At 73.4% G+C, this 20,627-nt stretch carries 17 protein-coding genes and 2 tRNA genes; 7 read left to right on the forward strand and 12 right to left on the reverse strand.

What is annotated here, in order from left to right; translation table 11 throughout:
- Positions 1-43: 43 nt before the first annotated feature.
- From ACZ4M8_RS07340 to ACZ4M8_RS07355, 4 genes are all read right to left on the reverse strand, one after another.
- Positions 44-1,354, reverse strand: coding sequence for an HD-GYP domain-containing protein (locus tag ACZ4M8_RS07340; RefSeq protein ID WP_467604113.1), 1,311 nt, complete (start codon positions 1,352-1,354; stop codon positions 44-46).
- A complete protein-coding gene (locus ACZ4M8_RS07345) occupies positions 1,351-2,802 on the reverse strand; it encodes an HD-GYP domain-containing protein (protein WP_467604116.1) in 1,452 nt (483 codons plus the stop codon). The genes ACZ4M8_RS07340 and ACZ4M8_RS07345 overlap by 4 nt, the downstream gene beginning before the upstream one ends.
- Before the next feature lie 160 nt (positions 2,803-2,962).
- Positions 2,963-3,388 (reverse strand): mycothiol system anti-sigma-R factor, encoded by a 426-nt coding sequence (gene rsrA / locus ACZ4M8_RS07350; RefSeq protein WP_467604119.1) that lies wholly within the window; start codon positions 3,386-3,388, stop codon positions 2,963-2,965.
- On the reverse strand, positions 3,385-4,077 hold the full coding sequence (locus ACZ4M8_RS07355) for a sigma-70 family RNA polymerase sigma factor (RefSeq protein ID WP_399096799.1): 693 nt from the start codon (positions 4,075-4,077) through the stop codon (positions 3,385-3,387). Before ACZ4M8_RS07355 ends, rsrA begins: the two co-directional genes overlap by 4 nt.
- 324 nt (positions 4,078-4,401) lie before the next feature.
- On the opposite strand from ACZ4M8_RS07355, the gene ACZ4M8_RS07360 reads away from it, so the two are divergent.
- Positions 4,402-5,010 (forward strand): helix-turn-helix domain-containing protein, encoded by a 609-nt coding sequence (locus ACZ4M8_RS07360; RefSeq protein WP_467604122.1) that lies wholly within the window; start codon positions 4,402-4,404, stop codon positions 5,008-5,010.
- 230 nt (positions 5,011-5,240) lie between these two features.
- Here ACZ4M8_RS07360 and ACZ4M8_RS07365 read toward each other — a convergent pair whose 3' ends face one another.
- Both ACZ4M8_RS07365 and ACZ4M8_RS07370 read right to left on the reverse strand, forming a co-directional pair.
- Positions 5,241-5,888: an alpha/beta hydrolase family protein gene (locus ACZ4M8_RS07365; protein WP_467604124.1), complete on the reverse strand. Its 648-nt coding sequence runs from the start codon at positions 5,886-5,888 to the stop codon at positions 5,241-5,243.
- 181 nt (positions 5,889-6,069) lie between these two features.
- Positions 6,070-6,903 (reverse strand): SOS response-associated peptidase, encoded by an 834-nt coding sequence (locus ACZ4M8_RS07370; RefSeq protein WP_467604126.1) that lies wholly within the window; start codon positions 6,901-6,903, stop codon positions 6,070-6,072.
- A gap of 210 nt (positions 6,904-7,113) precedes the next feature.
- Between ACZ4M8_RS07370 and ACZ4M8_RS07375 the strand changes: the two genes are divergently transcribed.
- From ACZ4M8_RS07375 to ACZ4M8_RS07390, 4 genes are all read left to right on the forward strand, one after another.
- Positions 7,114-7,854 (forward strand): M50 family metallopeptidase, encoded by a 741-nt coding sequence (locus ACZ4M8_RS07375; protein ID WP_467604128.1) that lies wholly within the window; start codon positions 7,114-7,116, stop codon positions 7,852-7,854.
- A 223-nt stretch (positions 7,855-8,077) separates the two neighbouring features.
- Positions 8,078-9,430, forward strand: a complete 1,353-nt coding sequence (gene aroA, locus ACZ4M8_RS07380; RefSeq protein WP_467604130.1) for a 3-phosphoshikimate 1-carboxyvinyltransferase — start codon at positions 8,078-8,080, stop codon at positions 9,428-9,430.
- A gap of 13 nt (positions 9,431-9,443) precedes the next feature.
- Positions 9,444-10,451 carry a ribosome small subunit-dependent GTPase A gene (gene rsgA / locus ACZ4M8_RS07385; protein WP_467604133.1) on the forward strand — a complete coding sequence of 336 codons (1,008 nt, stop codon included), beginning with the start codon at positions 9,444-9,446 and terminating at the stop codon, positions 10,449-10,451.
- Between the two features lie 89 nt (positions 10,452-10,540).
- The gene (locus tag ACZ4M8_RS07390; RefSeq protein ID WP_467604136.1) at positions 10,541-10,864 is read left to right on the forward strand and encodes a DMT family transporter; all 324 of its coding nucleotides are present in this window, start codon (positions 10,541-10,543) and stop codon (positions 10,862-10,864) included.
- Between the two features lie 257 nt (positions 10,865-11,121).
- Here ACZ4M8_RS07390 and ACZ4M8_RS07395 read toward each other — a convergent pair whose 3' ends face one another.
- Positions 11,122-11,919, reverse strand: a complete 798-nt coding sequence (locus tag ACZ4M8_RS07395) for a TetR/AcrR family transcriptional regulator (protein WP_467604139.1) — start codon at positions 11,917-11,919, stop codon at positions 11,122-11,124.
- Positions 11,920-12,073: 154 nt separating this feature from the next.
- Between ACZ4M8_RS07395 and hisN the strand changes: the two genes are divergently transcribed.
- The gene (hisN, locus tag ACZ4M8_RS07400; RefSeq protein ID WP_467604142.1) at positions 12,074-12,880 is read left to right on the forward strand and encodes a histidinol-phosphatase; all 807 of its coding nucleotides are present in this window, start codon (positions 12,074-12,076) and stop codon (positions 12,878-12,880) included.
- A gap of 136 nt (positions 12,881-13,016) precedes the next feature.
- Here the strand turns inward: hisN and ACZ4M8_RS07405 are convergent, their stop codons facing one another.
- A complete protein-coding gene (locus ACZ4M8_RS07405; RefSeq protein ID WP_467604145.1) occupies positions 13,017-14,480 on the reverse strand; it encodes a catalase in 1,464 nt (487 codons plus the stop codon).
- Positions 14,481-14,637: 157 nt separating this feature from the next.
- Between ACZ4M8_RS07405 and ACZ4M8_RS07410 the strand changes: the two genes are divergently transcribed.
- Positions 14,638-15,057: a Fur family transcriptional regulator gene (locus tag ACZ4M8_RS07410; RefSeq protein ID WP_399086115.1), complete on the forward strand. Its 420-nt coding sequence runs from the start codon at positions 14,638-14,640 to the stop codon at positions 15,055-15,057.
- A 161-nt stretch (positions 15,058-15,218) separates the two neighbouring features.
- Here ACZ4M8_RS07410 and ACZ4M8_RS07415 read toward each other — a convergent pair.
- The 4 genes from ACZ4M8_RS07415 to ACZ4M8_RS07430 all read right to left on the reverse strand — a co-directional run bounded on the left by ACZ4M8_RS07415 (position 15,219) and on the right by ACZ4M8_RS07430 (position 20,530).
- Positions 15,219-15,292, reverse strand: a tRNA-Met gene (locus ACZ4M8_RS07415).
- 120 nt (positions 15,293-15,412) lie between these two features.
- Positions 15,413-17,275 (reverse strand): tetratricopeptide repeat protein, encoded by a 1,863-nt coding sequence (locus ACZ4M8_RS07420; RefSeq protein ID WP_467604148.1) that lies wholly within the window; start codon positions 17,273-17,275, stop codon positions 15,413-15,415.
- Positions 17,276-17,513: 238 nt separating this feature from the next.
- Positions 17,514-17,587 (reverse strand) — tRNA-Met (locus ACZ4M8_RS07425).
- Positions 17,588-17,704: 117 nt separating this feature from the next.
- Positions 17,705-20,530, reverse strand: coding sequence for a UPF0182 family membrane protein (locus tag ACZ4M8_RS07430; RefSeq protein WP_467604151.1), 2,826 nt, complete (start codon positions 20,528-20,530; stop codon positions 17,705-17,707).
- Between the last annotated feature and the right edge of the window lie 97 nt (positions 20,531-20,627).

Below are 20,627 nucleotides of genomic sequence, written 5' to 3' on the forward strand. Positions count from 1 at the left end.
CACCAGGGGCGGAACTCTGGGGAAGGCTCCGGCGCCCCGGTCCTCACTCCGTACGGCCGCCCCGGGCCAGCACCCGCGCCAGCGCCGCCACGACCTCCGGCGCGAAGTCCCGCCCGCCCGCCGCCCGCAGCCGCTCCAGCGCCCCCGGCCCGCCCGGTCCGGCCGCCTGCCCCACCCAGTCCTCGTACGCGTTGACGGTCCGCACGATGCGCGCGGTGACCGGCTGCTCGCGGTACGGATCGGCCTGCCGCTCGACGATCACCGCGACCTCGGCGGGGGCGCCGGTCTGCCGGACGACGGCGCCGCCGAGCAGGGCGATCCGGCGCTGCTCGGCGGGCGGCAGCGGCGCGGTCGCCCCCGACGGCACCGGGTCGACCAGCGAGAGCTGCCCGATGTCGTGCATCAGCGCCGCGTACTCCAGCAGATCCAGCTCCGGCTCGCGCAGCCCCAGTTCACTTCCGACGGCCCGGCTGAGGGCGGCGACCCGGCGGGCGTGGCCGTGCGGGGTGTACCCGGCGATCTCGGTGGCGCGGGCGAGCGAGGCGATGGTCTGGCGGTAGGTGGCACGGGCGGCGGCGAAGCGGCGCAGCGCGAACTGCGTCAGCAGCAGCGGCAGCGAGAACACCGGCAGCGCCCACAGCCCGGCGAGGGCGGTGGCCAGCGCGATGACCACACCGGTGGCGCCGATCGCCGGCCCGAGGCCGCCGGAAGCCCGCAGCTCCCGGCGGAGCAGCACCTTGTACGGACGGCCGGTGCGGGCCCGGACGAACACCGCGGCGAGCGCCGTGTCGCCCAGCACGGTCAGCGCCAGCAGCCCGAACAGCGCCAGGGGCCCCGCCCAGTACGCCAGGAGCCCCGCGGCATACAGCGACTGCCCGCAGACAGCCGCGAAACCGCAGGTCAGCAGGTGTCGTACGAGCGGGTCGCAGACCGGCCCCGGGCCCGGCCCCCGCACCGCCCCGGCCAGCCCCGCGACGCCGACGACCACGAGGGTCTGCGCCGGACCGTGCGTGGCGGGAACCTGCGCCACCTCACCGAGCAGCGCGTACGCCAGCCCCGCCGCCGCTCCCAGGGGCGCCCGTACGCACTCCCCGGGCGCCCGCGCCCCGGCGGGCCCGTGACGGGCCAGCTCCCCCACGGCGATCAGCGTCCCGAAGGCCAGCGCGACACCGGGCTGCGCGAGGCCGGACCGGACCGTGTGGACGAGGGCCCAGAGGCCGAGCCCGGCCGCGACCGTACGGACCGCCAGGGCGAGCGCGGCGCCCGGTGCGGTCCGGGCCGCCCGCCGCGCGCCGTCGGGGGGCGCCGCTCCCGGGGGCGGCAGGGTGTCCGGGCGGACGGCCGGGCCGCTCACACGTCACCGGACCGGCCGGAGTGGTGCCGGGCCCGTCCGCCGCGCGGGGCGGCGTGACGGCCGCGCGGCGTCCCCGTACCGCCGTGGCGGGCTCCGCCGGGCGCGGGGAGCTGCGGCCCCGGCGGCGGGCCGCCCGCCCCGCGCGGCGGCTCGGGGGCGGGGTCGGCCGACATGATCAGGTCCGGGTGCCAGCCGTGCCGCTCCAACGCGGCGGCCAGCGCCCGCACCATCCGCGGGTCGAACTGCTTCCCGGCACATTTCCGCAGTTCGGCGACCGCCACCGGGACCGGCCTGGCCCGGCGGTAGGAACGGGTGGAGGTCATCGCGTCGAAGGCGTCGGCGACGGCCACCACCCGGGCGCACTCGGGGATCTGCGCGCCCTTGAGGCCGTAGGGATAACCGCGGCCGTCGAGCCGTTCGTGATGGTGGAGGATCGCCTCCCGCGCCTCCCCGAGGAAGCCGATCCCGCGGACGATCTCGTGGCCGTACTCCGGGTGCAGTTCGATCAGGCGGCGCTCCTCCGGGGTGAGCGGTCCGTCCTTGCGCAGCAGCCGGGTGGGGACGCCGAGCTTGCCGACGTCGTGCAGGATCCCGGCGATCCGCAGCGCCTCCGTACGGTCCTCGGGCAGGCCCAGCTCCCGGGCGATCAGCGCCGAGGCGCGGCCGACGCGTTCGCCGTGGCCACGGGTGTAGCGGTCCTTGATGTCGACGGCCTGCACCAGCGCCCGGATCGTGGCCCGGTGGGCGGCGCGCTCCTGGTGGTACTGGGCGAAGACCCAGCACGAGAGGTACATCGGCGGCAGCACCAGCAGCGCCGCCGCCGGTCCGTACGCACTGCGCCAGAGCACCGCCGCCATCAGCCCGGCCGGGCCGTGCACCAGGTGCGGGCCCAGGGCGCCGCGCAGCAGACCGCGCCAGGCGGTACGCGGCGGCTGTCGCTCGGCGGTGACGCGCACCGCGCCGTCGAGCGCGGCGAGCACCGCGCTGAAGAGCGCCGCGGCGGCGAGGGCGGGCAGCAGCACCCAGGGCAGGCGCGGAGCGGCGAGCGGGTCGGCCCCGGCGGCGGCGAAGAGCCGGGCGGCGGCCCAGCAGGCGAGGGCGAGCCCGGCGGCGTGCCAGATACGGCGGGCGGTGCGCGCGGGCTCCTCGGCGGGGGCGAGCAGCGCGCCCGGGACGGCCGTCAGCGCGGCCAGCGGCGGAGGCAGCAGAAACGCTCCGGCGAGCAGGACGGGCAGGGCCGTGAGGAACGGTCCGGTACCGGCCGGGAGGCGGATGCCCGGCGGCGGGCGGCGGCGCACCGTCTCGCACCCCGCGTGGAGGGCGGCGAGGGCGGCGGCGTCCGCCCAGGGGGCGCCGGGCCCGAGCCGGACGGCCGGGGCGGCGCACACCGCCGCGGCCAGTACGGCGCCTCCGATACAGCCGCGTGCGGCTGCCGGCAGTGCCCGCATCGCGCCCTCCTCCCCGAAACCACGGCCCGATTCCGCGCAGTGTCCTGTGCGGTGTGGGGGGTGCGGCGAGGATAGAGGGGGTCGGGCGGGCACGACGGCGCATCGGGGGCCGAGCGCGGAGAAAAACCCCGCCACTCATCCCTTCGGGTGATACGCGGCGTTATTCGGCGCGCGCTGCCTCGGTAGGTGCATCGGCGGATTCCGCCGCTGCCTCAGGGGAGGCGGCGGGAGCGTCGGCCGCGCCGCCCGTCTCCCGGGCGCCGGTGGCGGTGTCACTCCGGGCCGCGTCATGACGGATCTGGTCGAGGACGCTGACCTCCGGGACGGTCTCACCGGCCCGGATCAGGTCGATCCGGCCCATGACCTTGGACCGCAGGTCGCTGGGGACGTCGTCGTGGCCGCAGCAGCGCTTCACGAGCTTCTTGACGGCCTGTTCGAGACCGTACTTCTCCAGGCACGGCGAGCACTCGTCGATGTGCACCTGGAACTTCTCGCACTCGCCCTCCGGCATCTCACGGTCGAGATACTCGTAGAGGTGGTCGAGCACCTCGGAGCAGTCCTTGTCGTGCGGATCTCCGCAGCTCATGATCCCGAGCCTTTCCGGTCGTGCGGCTGCGGTGCCTGCGTGGCGGCCCCTGCCCCGGCCGGGACGAGCCCGCGCTCCCGGGCGTAGTCCTCCAGCATGCCGCGCAGTTGGCGCCGGCCGCGGTGCAGACGGGACATCACCGTGCCGATGGGTGTCCCCATGATGTCCGCGATCTCCTTGTACGCAAAGCCCTCGACGTCCGCGAGATACACCGCGATGCGGAATTCCTCCGGAATGGCCTGGAGCGCCGCCTTCACATCGGAGTCGGGCAGGTGGTCGAGCGCCTGCGACTCGGCGGAGCGCAGTCCGGTGGACATGTGCGACTCGGCGCGCGCCAGCTGCCAGTCCTCGATCTCCTCCGCCGCGCTGCGCTGCGGCTCACGCTGCTTCTTGCGGTAGGAGTTGATGAAGGTGTTGGTCAGGATGCGGTAGAGCCACGCCTTGAGGTTGGTGCCTTCCCGGAACTGATGGAAGGACGCGTACGCCTTGGCATACGTCTCCTGCACCAGGTCCTCCGCGTCGGCCGGATTGCGCGTCATGCGCAGCGCGGCGGAGTACATCTGGTCCAGGAAGGTGAGGGCGTCGCGCTCGAAGCGTGCGTTGCGCTCGGCGGGGCTCTCCTTCCGGTCCGCGGTGTGCTCCTGTGCCGCGCCGTCGGTCCCTGCGTCGGTACCGGTGACCGGACCCACCTCCTCCAACACCGTGACGGATCCGGATGCGGATCCACTCGATTCGGAGAATAGACGACGTTCCCGGACCGCCGCCGCTCCAGCCGGAGCGGCCTGAGGTACCTGTGTCTGCAGCCATCGCAGATCGGCGGCCGGACGGGCGGGGCAGGCGATTCCCATGCGGCGGGCTCCCATTCCTCGTACTGCGCGAGTGGTGTTCGGACGTCTTACGCCACGGTCAACAGCCGCGCCCCACGCCGCATTCCCGGCCCGCGGCGGTCTTTTCCCGGCGGGCACCGGAGGGCGGCGGTTGACAAGGTGGCTTGCCGGTTCGGCAATAGGGGGATGACGGATGACGCGTACGAACGGGTGCTCGGCGAGGTCGGACCGCGGTTGCGGCGGCTGCGGCAGGAGCGCTCGGTGACCCTGGCCGCGCTGTCGGAGGTGACGGGCATCTCGGTCAGCACCCTCTCCCGCCTGGAGTCCGGGCGCCGCCGCGCCACCCTGGAGCTGCTGCTGCCGCTGGCCCGCGCCCATCAGGTGCCGCTGGACGAACTGGTCGGCGCCCCCGAGGTCGGTGACCCCCGGGTGCGGGCGGTCCCGCAGCGCCGGGCGCACATGACGTTCGTCCCGCTGACCCGGCAGCCGGGCTCCCTCCAGGCGTTCAAACTCGTCGTCGACCCGGTCCCGGGCCCGCCCGAGCGGCGCACCCACGAGGGGTACGAGTGGCTGTACGTCCTGTCGGGGCGGCTGCGGCTGCTGCTGGCCGACCGTGACGTCGAGCTGAAGGCGGGTGAGGCGGCCGAGTTCGACACCCGGTTGCCGCACTGGTTCGGGCCCGCGGACGACAAGCCGGTGGAGCTGCTCAGCCTCTTCGGCCGCCAGGGCGAACGGATGCACGTCCGCGCCCGGCCCCGGGGCACGCGGGATGAGGGCCCGGGGCACGGGGGATGAGCGGCCCGGCCCGGCGCCGGGGCGGAGGGGCGGGTCCTCGCCCCGGGGGCGGACGGCGGTGCGCCGGGGCACGGGGCCGGGCGGCGGCCGGTGGGCGGCGGCCGGGCTTCCCGGGTGTCCCGGTGTGGGGCCGGGACCGGGCGGGTCGGGGCGCGGACCGTGCGTTCTCGGGCCATGGTGCCCGGGGGCCGCGGGCCCGGCCGGGGGCCTGAGCCCCGCGGCCCCTCGGCTCAGCCGAAGAGGCCGTCGAGCCACCCCGCCACGGCGTCCGTCAGCGTCGCCATCGTCGCGTCCTCGGTGACCCCGGCCCGTTTGGGGACCGCGAAACCGTGGTCGCCGTGGGGCACCTCGCGCAGCTCGGTACCGGGCGGGAACTCCTCGGGCCGCCCGAAGGGGTCCCGGTCCCCCTGGACGACGAGGACCGGCACCCCGGTGGCGGTCAGTTCGTCGGCGCGGGACTTCTCCGGGCGGCCCGGCGGGTGCAGCGGGAAGCTCAGCGCGAGGACGGCGTGCGCGCCCAGTTCGCGCGCGGTGCGGCAGGCGACCCGCGCCCCCGCGCTGCGGCCGCCGGCGACGACCGGCAGTCCGGGCTTCTCCAGGGCCGGCCAGAGCGCCGTCCACCCGGCGTCGAGGGTCTTCGGGGCGGGCGCCACCTTCTTCCCGGCGACCCGCCACGGCTGTTCCACGAGCGCGACGGTGTAACCGCGGCCGGGCAACGCGGCGGCCAGTGCCCGCAGGTCACGCGCCTCGATCCCGCCTCCGGCGCCGTGGCTCACCGCCAGCACCGCCCGCGCCGGTACGGGCGCCCGGTACCAGGTGATCCGCGCCTCGCCCACGGGCGTGGCGACCGTCTCGCTCTCGTGCTCACCGGAACTCATACGCCCATCCTCCCGCCCCGGGAACACCGCGGCCGCGCGGACCCGCCCCGGGCGGCGTACGGGCGGCTCCACGGGAGAGCCGGGCGTACGCCCCGGAACACCCGGAAGACGCGGCGCACCCGGGAGGACCGGTCCGGAAGCCGCCCGTCCCGGGGCCGATGCCCCTCTCCCCCGGGGCAGCTCAGAACAGGGTGCCGACCTCGGGCCCGTCGAGTTCGGTGAGCAGCTCCGGGCCGTTGTTGCGGACGTTGCTGACGGCCGTCGGCACCGGGTACGCGCGCATCAGCCCGGCCGGGGGCGGGGCGAGCAGAGCGAGCAACCCGTCGGGGTCGGTGTGGGCCGGGTCGAGCCAGGCGTCCCAGCGGTCGGGCGTCATCACCAGCGGCATCCGGGGGTGGATGTCGGCCAGCGACTGCGGCCCCTCGCCGCCGTCCGCCCCGGCCAGCGGCGTGGTCTCGGCCGCCGTGGTGAGGACCGCGCACGTCACCCACCAGGCCCGCGGATGATCGGCGGGGAGCGTGGCGTCGCGCCAGAACTCGTACAGCCCGGCCATCGCCATCACCGAACCGTCGGCGGGTGTGACGAAGTACGGCTGCTTACGGGGGCGCTTCTTCACCCCGCGCTCCTCCAGCTCACGCTCCTCGGGGGCGGTCACCCACTCGTAGTAGCCGTCCCCGGGGAGGAGGCAGCGGCGGGCGGCGAACGCCTGCCGGAAGGAGGGCTTCTCGTGGACCGTCTCGGAGCGGGCGTTGATCATCCGCGCGGCGCCGTCCGGCGAGTTCGACCACGACGGCACCAGGCCCCAGGTCAGCGTCCGCAGCTGCCGCACCGGCGCCCCCGGAGGGAACGCCTGCGCCGCGGCGCCCTTGAGCGGACGCTCCAGAACCGCCTGTACGGGGACGGTCGGGGCGATGTTGTAGTCCGGTGCGAGCGTCTCCTCGGGCACCAGATGCCCGATCCCGAAGGTCTCCGTCAGCTCTTCGGCCCCACGACTGGCCGCGTACCTGCCACACACCGCAATCCACCCCTTCGACCTGCTGCTCCACCAGGTTAGGCGGCCGGGGCGGCCGGCGGCCCGGTACGACCGGCGCGCGGACCGCCGCCGGGCGCCCCTCCGTTCCCGCTCCCCGTTCCCGCTCCGCGCCCTGCCGTGCCCCGGGGGCCAAGGCCCGCCGCGTACCGTCCCGGGGGCGTGCCACACTGCCAGGCCACACGAAGGGACGTCATGGACACCGATCGCCTCACCGACATAGGGAGCCGCGTCTTCGGGACCCAGCCCGACCCGCCGGTCTGGCTGGTGGTCGCGACGGGGGTGCTGGCGCTGGCCGTCGTCCTGCCGCACCCGGCCTGGCGGCTGGCCCGGAACGCGGTGACCATCGCCCACGAGGGCGGCCACGGCCTGCTGGCGCTGCTCACCGGCCGCCGCCTGGAGGGCATCCGGCTGCACTCCGACACCTCGGGGCTGACCGTCTCGCGCGGCAGACCGACCGGCCCCGGCATGATCCTGACCGCGGCCGCCGGGTACATCACCCCGTCCCTGCTGGGCCTGGCGGGCGCGGCGCTGCTGGCGGCGGGCCACATCACGGCGCTGCTGTGGGGCGCGACGCTGCTGCTCCTCGTCATGCTGGTGATGATCCGCAACGCCTACGGGGTGCTCACCGTCGTCCTCACGGGCGCCGCCTTCCTCCTCGTCTCCTGGCTGACCTCCGCCGACGTCCAGGCGGCCTTCGCCTACGCGGCGGTGTGGTTCCTGCTGCTCGGCGGCGTCCGGCCGGTGTTCGAACTGCAGCGCAAGCGCCGCCGCGGGCCCGCACCGCGCCCGGGGTCGCCGAGCGGTGCGCCGGACTCCGACCCCGACCAGCTGGCCCGGCTGACGCACGCCCCGGCGTTCGTCTGGATCGGCTTCTTCCACGTGGTGACGCTCTGCTCGCTGTTCGGCGGCGGGCGCTGGCTGCTCGGCCTCTGACCCACCCCTTGCGGCGGGCTTCCGGCGCCGCCGGTCCGGCCCGGACCGCCGCGGAACCGGCCCTCCCCGGGTGCGCATCCCTCGATCGTGCGCATCGCGGGCGGCACGAGCAGCGGCGTGGCAGGACTGTTGCCTGATCAGCGCGGTGTGCGTCGCAGGTACGTCGCAGTCGCACCGTTTTTGATCAAGATGGGCACTAAAGCCCAGCGATTAAAGTGAGGGCATGACCGAGAGCACCGCACTCCCCGCCCTCTGGCCCGCCCCCGTCGCGTCGGGGGCGGTCGACGCGACCGTCACCGTGCCCGGCTCGAAATCCGTCACCAACCGCGGGCTCGTGCTCGCCGCCCTCGCCGCCGAGCCCGGCTGGCTGCGCCGCCCGCTCCGCTCCCGCGACACCCTCCTGATGGCCGAGGCGCTGCGCACCCTGGGCGTCGGCATCGAGGAGACCGCCTCCTCCAGCTCCGCCGAGCCCGGCGGCGGCGAGGCGTGGCGGATCATCCCCTCCGGCCTGCGCGGCCCCGCCACCGTCGACGTCGGCAACGCCGGTACGGTCATGCGCTTCCTGCCGCCCCTCGCCGCGCTCGCCGACGGCCCGGTCCGCTTCGACGGCGACCCGCGGTCGTACGAGCGTCCGCTGGGCGGGGTCATCGAGGCGCTGCGCGCCCTCGGTGCCCGGATCGACGACGACGGGCGCGGCGCGCTCCCCATGACGGTGCACGGCACCGGTGCCCTCGACGGCGGCCCGGTCGCCATCGACGCCTCCTCCTCTTCCCAGTTCGTCAGCGCCCTGCTGCTCTCGGCGCCCCGTTTCAACCAGGGTGTGGAGGTGCGGCACACCGGTACCTCGCTGCCGTCCATGCCGCACATCCGGATGACGGTCGACATGCTGCGCGCCGCCGGTGCCCAGGTCGACACCCCGGAGGCGGGCGGCGAGCCGAACGTCTGGCGGGTCACCCCGGGCGCCCTGCTGGGCCGGGATCTCGTCGTCGAGCCGGATCTCTCCAACGCGCAGCCGTTCCTGGCCGCGGCGCTGGTCACCGGCGGTCGCGTCACCATCCCGGACTGGCCGGCGCACACCACACAGCCCGGTGACGCGCTGCGCGAGATCTTCACCGCCATGGGCGGCTCCTGCGAACTGACCGACGCCGGGCTGACGTTCACCGGCGGCGGCGCGATCCACGGCATCGACGTCGATCTCGGCGAGGTCGGCGAGCTGACCCCCGGCATCGCCGCCGTCGCGGCTCTCGCCGACTCCCCGTCCACCCTCCGTGGCGTCGCCCACCTGCGGCTCCACGAGACGGACCGCCTGGCCGCGCTCACCCGCGAGCTGAACAACCTCGGCGGTGACGTCACCGAGACCGCCGACGGCCTGCACATCCGCCCGCGCCCGCTGCACGGCGGCGTCTTCCGCACCTACGAGGACCACCGCCTGGCGACCGCCGCCGCGCTCATCGGCCTCGCCGTCGAGGGGGTGCAGGTGGAGAACGTCGCGACGACCGCCAAGACCCTCCCGGACTTCCCCGCGCTGTGGAACGCGATGCTCGACCCGGCCGTACCGGCCGCCCGGAGAGGCTGAGGGCCCCGCCGCCATGCGCCGCTACGGCAAGAACCCCGATGAGGACGACGTCCGGGTCCGCCCGAACCGCAAGGGCAACCGCCCGCGTACCAGCATCCGCCCCAAGCACGAGGACGCCAGCGAGGGCCTGGTCCTGACCGTCGACCGGGGGCGGCTGACGGTCCTCATCGACGACCGCAAGGTCACCGCGATGAAGGCCCGTGAGCTGGGCCGTAAGAGCGCCGTCGTCGGCGACCGGGTCGCGGTCGTCGGCGACCTCAGCGGCGCCAAGGACACCCTGGCCCGCATCGTGCGGGTCGAGCCGCGCACCTCCACACTGCGCCGGACGGCCGATGACGACGATCCGTACGAGCGCGTCGTCGTCGCCAACGCCGATCAGCTCGCCATCGTCACCGCCCTCGCCGACCCGGAGCCGCGCCCCCGGCTCATCGACCGCTGTCTGGTGGCGGCGTACGACGCGGGGCTCGATCCGCTGCTGGTGCTGACCAAGTCGGACCTCGCCCCGGCCGACGCCCTCCTCGCCTCCTACGGTGCGCTCGGCGTCCCCTATCTCGTCACCAACCGCGACGAGCTGGCCGACGGCTCCGCCGCCGACCGGGTCCGCGAGCGGCTGGCCGGGCGGATGACCGCGTTCGTCGGCCACTCCGGCGTGGGCAAGACGACGCTGGTCAACGCCCTGGTGCCGGAGCGCCGCCGGGCCACCGGCCATGTCAACGCGCACACCGGACGCGGCCGTCACACCACCACCTCCGCGCTGGCGCTGCCACTGCCCGGTGACAGCGGCTGGGTGATCGACACCCCGGGCGTCCGCTCCTTCGGGCTGCACCACGTCGACCCGTCCCGTGTGGTGCTGGCCTTCCCCGATCTGGTGCCGGGCACCGACGGCTGCCCCCGGGCCTGCAGTCACGACGAGCCGGACTGCGCGCTGGACGACTGGGTCGCCGAGGGGCACGCCGATCCGGCGCGGCTGTACTCGCTGCGCCGGCTCCTGGCGACCCGCGAGCGACGCGAAGGCGACTGAGCCGCCCAATCCCCTGCCCACCGTCCGAGGTAACTGCATAATCACACCGAAGCGGACGAAGCGGTCACCGACTGACGGAGGCATGGGATATGGCGTGGCTGCTCGTCGTGGTGGCGGGTCTCCTGGAGACCGGCTTCGCCGTCTGCCTCAAGCTGTCGCACGGCTTCACCCGCCTCTGGCCGACCATCGCGTTCGCCGCGTTCGCCCTCGGCAGCTTCGGCCTGCTGACCCTGTCCCTGCGGAAGCTGGACGTCGGCCCGGCGTACGCGGTGTGGACGGGCATCGGCGCCGCCGGCACCGCCGTCTACGGCATGGTCTTCCTCGGTGACCTGGTCTCCACCCTGAAGCTCGTCTCCATCGGCTTCGTCATCGTCGGCGTGATCGGCCTGCAGCTCTCGGGCTCGGCACACTGACCCGCGGCGCCCGCCGGTCCTTCCGGGCCACACCGCCCGGGGCCGGTCCATCTGAGGGCACAGCCACCGCGCTCTCCGGGGCCGGGCCGCGGCATCGCACGCTTTCCGGCCCCGCGCGGGGCCACGGCTCTCCGCCCTCCCCACCCGGCCCGCGCCCGGCCGGGGACCCGCCGGGCCGCCACCCGGCCCCACCTCCCGGGGCGCACCCCCGGCCGGGCGCGAGCCACACCACCCACCTCACCCGCCGTCCCACCAGGTCAGCCGCCCGAACCGCCCCTCCCCCGTACCCCGGCGAACGCCCCACGCACCAACCGCGCCACCGCCTCGCTCTCCGCGTCCCGGCCACCACCGGCCACGGCCGTACGGGCACCGCCCCGACCGGGCCCCGACCAGGAAGGCTCCGGCGCATCCGCCCCCGCAGGCGCGACCACACAGGAGAGGGTGAGCCGGGCGGCCGCCTCACACGCGGCGTCCAGCGCGGGCAACTCCTCGTCCGGCCAGTGCGGGGCCAGCGCCGCCACCGCGCGCTCCCGGAACCGCCCGACGAGATCGGCGGGCCCGGGAGGCGCCTCCCTCTCGTCCACCCCTCCCGACCGCTGCGCCGGGACGGACCGCCGTACGCCACGGCGCCGCGCCGGGGGCGGCGCGGCCGCGGTCCGGGGCGGCAACCGGTCTCCCCAGCACCCGGTCAGCACCGCCCTGACCAGCGGATTCATCCGAGCCGTACGGAGCGTCCAGGTGGCGGCTGCGGCGACCCGGTCCGCTCCGTCACCGGGTGGTCCGGTCGGCACACCCGGCCGGGCCGCCGCGCCGCCGAGCCCCGCCGGGCCGCCCGGCGTCCCGCCCAACGCCCGCTCGACCCCCGCCAGATAGGCGTCCGTCTCACGGCGCACCAGCGCGCGGGCCAGCCCGTCCTTGCTGCCGAACTCGTTGTAGAGGGTCTGCCGGGAGACCCGGGCGGCGGCGGCCACCTCGACCATCCGGACCACCGCCCAGGGCCGGTCCGCGAGCGCCGCGTAGGCGGCGTCGAGCAGGGCTTCCCGCGCTGTCGGCATCGTCGCCTCCCCTGGGTGACGGGGCGTGTGCGCACAGAATTGAGGCGCCGTCAGGGGCTGTCAAGGGGCGCCGCGTGCGGCCGTCCGGGGCCTATCCGCCCCGCGGAGCCCGACCATGTGGCTGTCGGCGTATACCAGTAGATACTGTTCGTACATGCCCGACTATCACGATGATCTCCGTCTCGGACACGTTCTCGCGGACGCCGCGGACGCCGCCACCATGGAGCGGTTCAAGGCGCTCGACCTCAAGGTGGAGACCAAACCGGATATGACGCCGGTCAGCGAGGCGGACAAGGCCGCCGAGGAGCTGATCCGCGGTCATCTCCAGCGGGCCCGGCCGCGTGACTCCGTCCTCGGCGAGGAGTTCGGCACCACCGAGGGCACCGGCCCGCGCCGCTGGATCATCGACCCGATCGACGGCACCAAGAACTACGTGCGCGGGGTCCCGGTCTGGGCCACCCTGATCGCGCTGATGGAGCGGGGCACGGGCGGCGACCGCCCGGTCGTCGGCATCGTCTCCGCCCCCGCCCTGGGCCGTCGCTGGTGGGCGGCCGAGGGGCTCGGCGCCTTCACCGGCCGCAGTCTGACCTCCGCCAGCCGCCTGCGCGTCTCCGAGGTCGGCAGCATCCGGGACGCCTCGTTCGCGTACTCCTCGCTGACCGGCTGGGAGGAGCGCAACAAGCTGCCCGGCTTCCTCGACCTGAGCCGCGACTGCTGGCGCACCCGCGCGTACGGCGACTTCTGGCCCTACATGATGGTCGCCGAGGGCTCGGTGGACATCTGCGCGGAGCCGGAACTGTCGCTGTGGGACATGGCGGCCTGCGCCGTCGTGGTGCAGGAGGCCGGCGGCCGCTTCACCGGGCTGGACGGCAGGCCGGGCCCGCACAGCGGCAACGCCGCGGCCTCCAACGGCCTGCTCCACGAGGATCTGCTGTCGTACGTGGGCGACGCCCCCAGCTGACGCCGCACCCGGTACCGAACGTACGAAGAGGCCGGAGCCCCATGGCATCCGGCCTCTTCGGCTGGTACGGCAAGCGGGTGGCCGCCCGTGCACGGGCCCGCCCCGGAGGGAGCCGGCCCGTGCACGGGGTGGCCGGTCAGCCGCGCAGGGCCTGGACCGCGGCGTCGAGCCGCTTGCCGTAGTCCGCGTCCGCCTTGCGGAAGTTCTCGATCGCACGCTGGGCGATGTCGTCGCGGGAGACCTTGGCGATGAAGCCGGCGAGGTTGCCCACCAGCCGCTCCTTCTCCTCTTCCGACATCAGGCGGTAGAGGTTGCCCGCCTGGACGAAGTCGTCGTCCTCGGCGTGCGAGGGCGCCGCGCTCTCACCGGTGGCACCGGAGAGCTGGAAGGGCTCCCACAGCGCCCGACCGGTCTGGGTGGGACCGCCGAAGCTGTTCGGCTCGTAGTTCTTCGCACCCGCGTGGCGGCCGTCGTACAGGAAACCGTCCCGGCTGTTGGTGCGCGCCTCGGTGGCGTGCGGGCGGTTGACCGGCAGGTGGTCGGCGTTGATGCCGACGCGGTAGCGGTGCGCGTCGCCGTACGCGAAGAGACGGCCCTGGAGCATCTTGTCGGGCGAGGGGCCGATGCCCGGCACGAAGTGGTGCGGGGAGAAGATCGACTGCTCGACCTCGGCGAAGATGTTCTGCGGGTTGCGGTTCAGCTCCAGCTTGCCGATCTCGATGACCGGGTAGTCCGCGTGCGGCCACACCTTGGTGAGGTCGAACGGGTTGAAGCGGTAGTTCGCGGCCTCGGCGGCGGGCATGATCTGCACGCCCACCGTCCAGCTCGGGAAGTCGCCGCGCTCGATGGACTCCCGCAGGTCACGCTGGTGGCTGTCGGGGTCCTCACCGGCGAGCTTGGCGGCCTCCTCGCTGGTGAGGTTCTTGATCCCCTGGTCGGTCTTGAAGTGGTACTTGACCCAGAAGACCTCGCCCGCCTCGTTGCTCCACTGGAAGGTGTGCGAGCCGAAACCGTCCATGTGCCGGTACGAGGCCGGGATGCCGCGGTCCCCGAAGAGCCACGTCACCTGGTGCGTCGCCTCGGGCGACAGGCCCCAGAAGTCCCAGACGTTGTCCGCCTCCTGCGAGCCGGTGTACGGGTCGCGCTTCTGGGTGTGGATGAAGTCGGGGAACTTGATGGCGTCCTTGATGAAGAACACCGGGGTGTTGTTGCCGACGAGGTCGTAGTTGCCCTCCTCGGTGTAGAACTTCAGCGCGAAACCCCGCGGGTCACGGACCGCGTCGGCCGCGCCGAGGTTGCCCGCGACGGTCGAGAACCGCAGGAATGTCTCGGTCTGCTTACCGACCTCGGAAAGGAACTTCGCGCGGGTGTACTTCGTCACGTCCGCGGTGACGGTGAAGGTGCCGTACGCGCCGGCGCCGCGGGCGTGGACGATGCGCTCCGGGATCCGCTCGCGGTTGAAGTGGGCGAGCTTCTCGATCAGGAGCTGGTCCTGGATCAGTCCGGGTCCGCCCAGGCCGGCCGTCTCGCTGTTCTGGTTGTCCGCAACCGGAGCTCCGGACTCCGTGGTCAGCGGTCCCGTGGTGCTCTCTACCGACACGTGCGCCTCCTGAAGTCTGCTACCTGCCCTTGGCTTGCGCCGTCGCCGATCCTACATTGGACATTGTCTAAGTCAAGAAGGGACCGAGAGTCGTACCTGATCCGGTGATGGACGGTGCACTGTTACCCTGGGCGTATCTGACTGATAGGTGAATGGCATGAGTGACCTGCTGGAACGGCTTCGGGACCGCGGCTGGCGACTGACCGCGCAGCGGCGCGTGGTCGCCGAGGTGCTGGACGGCGACCACGTCCACTACACCGCCGACGAGGTGCACGCCCGCGCGACCGAACGGCTCCCCGAGATCTCCCGCGCCACCGTCTACAACACCCTCGGCGAGCTGGTCTCGCTCGGCGAGGTACTGGAAGTCAGCACGGACGGCCGCGCCAAGCGCTACGACCCCAACGCCCACCACGACCACCAGCACCTGGTGTGCTCGCGCTGCGGCACCATCCGGGACGTCCACCTCCACGGCGACCCGCTCTCCGCTCTCCCCGAGCCCGAGCGGTACGGCTTCCAGGTCTCCGAGGTGACGGTCACCTACCGGGGCCTGTGCCCCACCTGCGCCGCCACCTCCTGAGCACCGCGGGCCCGCCCCCGTCCGGGCCGCCCCGCCCCCTTGATCGGCTCGCACCCCGCCCGGGTGCGGGCCCGTTGCCATGCCCGCGCCCGGCGTGCGACACCCTCCACGCATACGACGAAGGCCCGGATTCTCGAAAGAATCCGGGCCTTCGCCTTCAGTAGCGGGGACAGGATTTGAACCTGCGACCTCTGGGTTATGAGCCCAGCGAGCTACCGAGCTGCTCCACCCCGCGCCGTTGCGATGTTTACTCTAGCCCCACGTCGACGACCAGCGCAAATCCGCGTCCCGAGCGCGGCTCGGGACGCCGCCCCGGTGGCGGCGCCCCGACCGGCACCGCCACCGGAGAGCGCCGTCAGGCGCTCAGCTCCTCCTGGAGCGCGGCGCGCAGCCGGGCCGCGCGCTCGGCGACCTCCGGCGGCCCCAGCTCCACGGCGCGCGCACACCACGTACCGGCCTCGGCGAGCGCCCCGCGCCGCGCGGCCAGCAACGCCAGCCGGAGTGCGGCCCGGCCGTGACCGTCGCGGGCGGCGCGCTGCCACCACAGGGCGGCCTCGGGCAGACTGCCCTCCCGGGCCAGGAGCAGCCCGAGGTTGAAGGCGCCGTTACGACTGCCGGCCTCAGCGGCGGCGCGGTACCAGCGGGCCGCCTCGACCGTCTCACCCCGGGCCGCCGCGAACATGCCAACCCGTACCTGGGCGCGGCGGTGCCCCTGGGCGGCCGCCTTCTCGTACCAGCGACTGGACTCCGCGTCCGGCGTCCGCGCCTGGCCCGTGGGCCACGGGTCGTCGGGGTCCGTGCTCTCCGCGGCCCGGCGGTCCAGCAGGTCGGCGAGGCGGAACGCCGCCTCCGCGCTGCCGCCGTCCGCCGCGCACCGCAGATTGCGCTCCGCCGCCTCGTCCTCGCCGTCCCGCTGCTGCGCGATGGCGACCTGGAGCGCCGCCTCGGTGTGCCCGGCCGCGGCCGCCCGCTCGTACCAGATCTGCGCGGCGCGCTCGCTGCCGCGCCCGGCGAACAGGATGCCGAGGTTGAACGCCGCGTCCACGCTGCCGGCCTCGGCCGCCTTGGAGAACCACGGCTCGGCGCCGGCCGCGTCACCGCGCTGGAGCAGCAGGATGGCCAGGGCGTTGGCGGCCTCGCGGTGACCGGCGTACGCGGCGCGGCGGTACCACTGCTCACCGCGCCCGGCCCGGCCCTGCTCGGCGCAGAGCAGCCCGAGGTTGTAGGCACCGTTGACGTCGCCCGCGTCGAGCGCCGCGCGGTACCAGCGCTCGGCGGTCTGCAGTTCTCCGCGGTCGGCGTGGAGCGCGCCCAGGGCATTGGCGGCGTTGCCGTCGCCGTCCTGGGCGGCGCGGCGCCACCATTCCGCGGCGCTCTCGGTGTCCCCCGCGTCGCGGAGCAGGAAGCCGAGCGCGCAGGCGGCCTTCGCCTCGCCGTCCTGGGCGGCGGAGAGGTACCAGCGGCCCGCCTCCTGGACGTCGCCGCGCTCCTCCAGCAACGTGCCGAGCTGGAGCGCCGCGCGCCGGTGCCCGCGCGCGGCGGCCTGGCGGTACCACTGCTCCGCCTCGGCCTCACGGCTCAGCTCGCCGTAGGCGGTCGCGGTACGCCCGTCCCCGCCGCGCCCTTCCTCGACGAGCCGGGCGAGGCGGTAGGCCGCCTCGCGGTGCCCGCGCTCGGCCGCGGTGCGAAACCAGCGCTCGGCGCCCACGTCCCCGCGGTGTTCGAGCAGGTCGGCGAGGGCGTACGCGCCCAGGCAGTGGCCCGATTCGGCGGACTGGCGCAGCCAGTACTCGGCGGCGGGCTCGTCGCCGCGCTCCCGGTGGTGCCGCCCGAGGGCGTGTGCCGCGGCGGCGGAACCGGCGACCGCGGCGATCCGCCACCAGCCGGCCGCCTCGTCGGTGTACCCCCTCTGGTGCAGCAGCACGCCGAGGTTGTTCGCGGCCGCGCGGTCGCCCGCGACGGTCGCGGAGCGCAGGTGCGGCTCGGCGCCGTCGAGGTCCCCCCGGCGCAGCAGCAGTGCGCCCAGTGCGCTCATGGCCGCGGTGTCACCGGCCTCGGCGGCGCGGCGGTGACCGGATTCGGTCACCGCCTCCGACGCCTCGGCCGCTTCCGCGGCGTCCATCTCGTCCATCGGCAACTCGGATGCGCGCCCTTCGTCGGGCGCATGCACAAACCGGTCCGTCTCCAACAACCTTGCCTTGTCCCCCATAAGAGCCATCGTCGCACCACCCGTAACCCTCGTACACCTGGTATACAGCACCCGGCGAGGTCACTTCAGCGTTTTGTCGACTTCCCGACACAACGACTTGCCAAACTCCAGCACACAGGTTCCCCACATCGGCCGTTCGACCCGGTCGCACGCAGGGAGAACGCGGTCGCGCCGGGCGGGTACCCGATGCGGCCGCGTTCATGACGAAGGCCCGGATTCTCTGAGGAATCCGGGCCTTCGTCTTCAGTAGCGGGGACAGGATTTGAACCTGCGACCTCTGGGTTATGAGCCCAGCGAGCTACCGAGCTGCTCCACCCCGCGTCGTTGTGTCCTCAACCTACCACGACGCGGGGCGGGGCCTCGCACAAACCCCGCCCCACGTCGGCGGTGCCCGGTGGCCGCCGGGTGTCCGGCGGCCACCGCGGGCGGCGGAGGCGGTCAGCCGCCCGAGCCGCCGCCCTTCTTGCCCGCCTTCTTCTCGGCGGCGGCGGCGCGGTCCAGCGCCTCCTTGAGTTTCTTCTGCGCCTCGCCGTACGCGCTCCAGTCGCCGTCGACCCGGGCCTTCTCGCCCGCCTCGTACGCCTTCTGCGCGTCGGTCAGCGCCTCCTGCACCGTCTGGTCGGACGGTGGCTGGGTCGTCTCACCGCCCGCGGGTGGTTCCTCGCCCGGTGTGGTGCTGGTCGGTGCCTTCTTGCCGAAGACGACGTCGAGCGCGTCCTTGAGGGAGTTCTCCAGGACGGGCTTGTTGTCGCCGTAGCTCACCAGCACCTTCTTCAGGAGCGGGTAGTTGGTGTTGGCGCCGCGCAGATAAACCGGCTCGACGTAGAGCAGACCGCCGTCCAGAGGCACGGTCAGCAGGTTGCCGTACTCGATCTCCGAGTCACCGAACTTCTTGAGGATGTTCAGTTCGTTGGCGATCTGCGGATCGGAGTTGAACTTCGACTGCACCAGCTGCGGGCCCGGCACCGGTGTCTCGGACGGCAGTTTCAGGATTCTGATCTTGCCGTAGTCGCCGCTGGTGGCGTTCGCGTCGACGGCCATGAACGCGCCGAGATTGTCCCTCTTGTTGGGCGTGAACGTCGTCGTCAGCGAGAACGTCTGGTCCTTCTGGTCGGGCATCTTCATGCTGAGGTAGTACGGCGGCACGGAGTTGCCCGACTTGTTGGTCGGATCGTTGGGGATCTGCCAGCGCTCGGAGCCGGTGTAGAAGGTGCCCGGGTCCGTGACGTGGTACGTCGTCAGCAGCTGCCGCTGGACCTTGAAGAGGTCCTGCGGGTAGCGCAGGTGCTCCATCAGCTGCGGGCTGATCTTGCTGCGCGGCTCGACCGTCCCGGGGAAGGACTTCATCCAGGTCTTGAGGACCGGGTCCGCCTTGTCCCACTGGTAGAGCTTGACGGTGCCGTCGTACGCGTCGACCGTCGCCTTCACGGAGTTGCGGATGTAGTTGACCTGGTTCTGCTGGGCCATCACCGCCCGCTGTCCGTTGGTGAGCGAGTCGGCGGTGGTGTCGCCGAGCGTGGTCCGCGAGGCGTACGGATAGCCGTTGCTGGTGGTGTACGCGTCGACGATCCACTGGACGCGGCCGTTGATGACCGCGGGGTAGGCGTCGCCGTCGATGGTCAGCCACGGCGCGACCGCCTCGACGCGCTCCTTGGGCGTGCGGTTGTAGAGGATCTTCGAGCCGTCGCCGATGGCGCCGGAGTAGAGGATCTGCGGCTCGCCGAACGCCACCGCGTAGGCGGCGCGGCTGACCGGGTTGGAGAGGCTGACGCCGCTCTTGCCCCGGTAGGTGTAGCTCTTCTCACCGCTGTCGTCGGAGTAGTCCAGCTCCTTCTGCGGACCGCCGACGATGGAGTACTGCGTGGTCTTCTCGCCGTAGTAGATCCGCTGCTCGTACTTGGGCAGCTGCCCCTTCGACGGCAGGTCGGACTCGGTGTACTTGGGGCCGCCGCCCTCGGAGGTCTCGGTGCCCTTCGCCGCCACGGCACCGTAGCCGTGGGTGTACTTGAAGTGGTCGTTGATCCAGTTGCGCTCGGGGATACCGGCGATGTTCAGCTCGCGCAGACCGATGACGGTGTCCTGCTCGGCGCCGTCCTTGTCCTTGTAGCGGTCGACGTCGAGGGTGGAGGGGAACTGGTAGTAGCCGCGCACCTGCTGCTGTTGCTGGAACGCCGGGGAGACGACGTTCGGGTCGAGCAGCCGCATGCTGGCGGTGGTGTCGGCGTTGTCCCGGAGTTTCTGGCTCTCGGTCTTGCTGCCGGGCTGGTAGTCACCCTTGTAGCCGGTGACCTCCGAGTCCTGGATGTCGTACGCGTCCCGCGTCGCCTTGATGTTCTGCTGGATGTACGGCGCTTCCTTGGCCTGCTCGTTCGGCTGGACCTGGAACTTCTGCACGATCGCGGGGTAGAGGCCGCCGATCAGCACCGCCGAGAGGACCATGAGGCCGAAGCCGATCACCGGCAGCTGCCAGGTGCGGCGCCACAGGGTCGCGAAGAACAGCACCGCGCAGATCGCCGCGATGAAGAACAGGATCGTTTTCGCCGGGAGGTAGGCATTGGCGTCGACGTACCGCAGGCCCGTCCAGCCGTCGGCGGAGCGCAGTCCGCTCGACTTCACGGCGAGGCCGTAGCGGTCGAGCCAGTACGCGATGGCCTTGAGCGAGACGAAGATGCCCAGCAGCACCGACAGATGGCCGGTGGCGGCGGCGGTGGCGCGCTGGCCGGGGCTGGTGAGCCGCAGTCCGCCGTAGAGGTAGTGGGTGAGCGCGGCGGCGACCAGGCAGAGCACCGCGGCGGCGAAGCCGAAGCTCAGCAGGGTGCGGTACCAGGGCAGGTCGAAGGCGTAGAACGCGACGTCCTTGCCGAACTGCGGGTCCTTCCGGCCGAACGGCACGCCGTTGATCCACTGCAGCCAGGTGCGCCACTCACCGGACGCGGAGGCTCCGGCGACCAGTCCGACGACCGTGGCGATCGCCAGCAGCACCCACTTCTTGAAGGGCGCCAGGCTCATGCGGTAGCGGTCCAGGCTCTGCTGCTCCATGGACATCGCGCTGAGCGGCGGCCGCAGGCGGTGGGCCAGCCAGATGTTCACGCCGACGACCACGGCCATCAGCACGCCGAAGACGGCGAAGAGGCCGATCTTCGTCCACAGGGTGGTGGTGAAGACGGAGGCGTACTTCACCGAGCGGTACCAGAGCCAGTCGGTCCAGAACCCGGAGAACATCACAAAGAGCATGGCCAGGACGGCCAGCACGCCCACCGTCATGAAGAGGGTCCGGGCCCGCCGCGACGGCCGGCCGACTCTCATCCGCGGCCCGGTGGGGCCTCCGCCGCGGTCCGGCATCTGGAAAGCCAAGGTGCGC

The organism is Streptomyces sp. NPDC027185, assembly GCF_055567035.1.

Excerpts from the sequence above, each read along its gene's own strand:
- ACZ4M8_RS07345 (WP_467604116.1), bottom strand. The coding sequence starts at position 2,802 with ATGCGGGCACTGCCGGCAGCCGCACGCGGCTGTATCGGAGGCGCCGTA.
- rsrA (WP_467604119.1), bottom strand. The coding sequence starts at position 3,388 with ATGAGCTGCGGAGATCCGCACGACAAGGACTGCTCCGAGGTGCTCGAC.
- ACZ4M8_RS07360 (WP_467604122.1), top strand. The coding sequence starts at position 4,402 with ATGACGGATGACGCGTACGAACGGGTGCTCGGCGAGGTCGGACCGCGG.
- ACZ4M8_RS07365 (WP_467604124.1), bottom strand. The coding sequence starts at position 5,888 with ATGAGTTCCGGTGAGCACGAGAGCGAGACGGTCGCCACGCCCGTGGGC.
- ACZ4M8_RS07375 (WP_467604128.1), top strand. The coding sequence starts at position 7,114 with ATGGACACCGATCGCCTCACCGACATAGGGAGCCGCGTCTTCGGGACC.
- aroA (WP_467604130.1), top strand. The coding sequence starts at position 8,078 with ATGACCGAGAGCACCGCACTCCCCGCCCTCTGGCCCGCCCCCGTCGCG.
- rsgA (WP_467604133.1), top strand. The coding sequence starts at position 9,444 with ATGCGCCGCTACGGCAAGAACCCCGATGAGGACGACGTCCGGGTCCGC.
- ACZ4M8_RS07390 (WP_467604136.1), top strand. The coding sequence starts at position 10,541 with ATGGCGTGGCTGCTCGTCGTGGTGGCGGGTCTCCTGGAGACCGGCTTC.
- ACZ4M8_RS07395 (WP_467604139.1), bottom strand. The coding sequence starts at position 11,919 with ATGCCGACAGCGCGGGAAGCCCTGCTCGACGCCGCCTACGCGGCGCTC.
- hisN (WP_467604142.1), top strand. The coding sequence starts at position 12,074 with ATGCCCGACTATCACGATGATCTCCGTCTCGGACACGTTCTCGCGGAC.
- ACZ4M8_RS07410 (WP_399086115.1), top strand. The coding sequence starts at position 14,638 with ATGAGTGACCTGCTGGAACGGCTTCGGGACCGCGGCTGGCGACTGACC.
- ACZ4M8_RS07420 (WP_467604148.1), bottom strand. The coding sequence starts at position 17,275 with ATGGCTCTTATGGGGGACAAGGCAAGGTTGTTGGAGACGGACCGGTTT.
- ACZ4M8_RS07430 (WP_467604151.1), bottom strand. The coding sequence starts at position 20,530 with ATGACGGTGGGCGTGCTGGCCGTCCTGGCCATGCTCTTTGTGATGTTC.